This is a genomic window from Stenotrophomonas sp. AS012628 (assembly GCF_010608305.1).
Taxonomy (GTDB): domain Bacteria; phylum Pseudomonadota; class Gammaproteobacteria; order Xanthomonadales; family Xanthomonadaceae; genus Stenotrophomonas; species Stenotrophomonas geniculata.
The window spans coordinates 1-1388 of sequence record NZ_VMBJ01000098.1 but is presented as its reverse complement, the minus strand read 5'-3'; the positions used below and the strand labels follow the sequence as shown (position 1 = coordinate 1388).

2 protein-coding genes are annotated in these 1388 nt (G+C 67.6%); both read right to left on the bottom strand.

Annotation, left to right across the window (positions count from 1 at the left end; genetic code table 11):
* Positions 1 to 770: TPM domain-containing protein (locus G5A07_RS21110; protein WP_191863961.1), on the bottom strand; the 770-nt coding region annotated here is incomplete at its 3' end.
* 3 nt (positions 771 to 773) lie between these two features.
* Positions 774 to 1388 (bottom strand): LemA family protein (locus G5A07_RS21105; RefSeq protein WP_262405907.1); only part of this gene is annotated, 615 nt, incomplete at its 5' end.

The following is a 1388-nucleotide window of genomic DNA, read 5'->3' as shown; positions in this document are numbered from 1 at the left end:
GAGCGGCCACCGCCACCGGCAAAGCGGCCCGGGTGGCCTGAGAGCATGGCCACGATCAGGCCCACGATGCCCGCCAGGCCACTGGCCAGCAGCGTGGACGTGAACAGGAACGCCGCCAGGGCTGCACCGGCACCGCCGAGCACGCCACGCAGCGGACGCGGCACCCGCGAGAACACGCCGCGCAGGATGCTGCCGGCGAACACACCGATGAACAGCGCCAGGAACCAGGTATCACCGCCACCGCTGGGATCACGCCCGCGGTGGCCGCTGACCGGTGCCGGCAGCGTTTCGCCGTCGATCAGCTTGACCAGCACCGCCGTCGCGTCGGTGATGCCGCCGGCATAGTCGCCGCTGCGGAAGCGCGGCACCAGGTATTCCTGGATGACCCGGTTGGCGATGGCATCGGGGATCGCGCCTTCCAGGCCGTAGCCGGGTTCGATGCGCACGCGCCGGTCATCCTTGGCCACCACCAGCAGCACGCCGTCATCCACCCCCTTGCGGCCGATCTGCCACTGGTCGAAGACGCGCGTGGTGTACTGCGCGATGTCTTCCGGCTGGGTGGTGGGCACCACCAGCACCTGCAGCTGGCTGCCCTTGCGCTGCTGCAGTTCCACCGCCTGCTGCACCAGCGCCTGCTTCTGCGTGGCGTCCAGCGTGCCGGTGGTATCGACCACGGGCGAATCCAGCGCAGGAACCGGCGCCAGCTGCTGCGCATGCGAGGCCAGCGGCAGACACAGCAGCAGGGCCAACAGCACGGTGGCCAGGCGCATGGGTCAGTGGCCCGGCTGCGGTGCCGGCTGCTGCTGCGGCGCGTTGCCGAAATCGACCGCCGGCGCGTTGGAGATCTGTGCTTCGTTTTCCACGGTGAAGTTCGGCTTGGTCTTGTAGCCGAAGATCTTGGCGGTGATCACCTGTGGGAACGAGCGGATGTAGGTGTTGTAGTCCTGCACCTGCTGGATGTAACGGCCGCGGGCGACGGTGACCCGGTTCTCGGTACCTTCCAGCTGCGCCTGCAGGTCGCGGAAGTTCTGGTTGGACTTCAGCTCCGGATAGTTCTCGGTGACCACCAGCAGCCGCGACAGCGCGCTGCCGAGTTCGCCCTGGGCCTGCTGGAACTGCTTGAGCGAGGCTTCGTCGTCGGCATTGACGTTGATCTGGCCGACGCGCGAACGGGCATTGGTGACCTCGGTCAGCACGCGCTCTTCCTGGCTGGCGAAGCCCTTCACGGTCTGCACCAGGTTGGGCACCAGGTCGGCGCGGCGCTTGTACTGGTTGATGACCTCCGACCAGCTGGCCTTGACCGCTTCATCCTTCTGCTGGATGGCGTTGTAGCCACAGCCGGAGAGCAGGGAGGCCAGCAGCATCAGGGGCAGCCACGCGGCGATCAA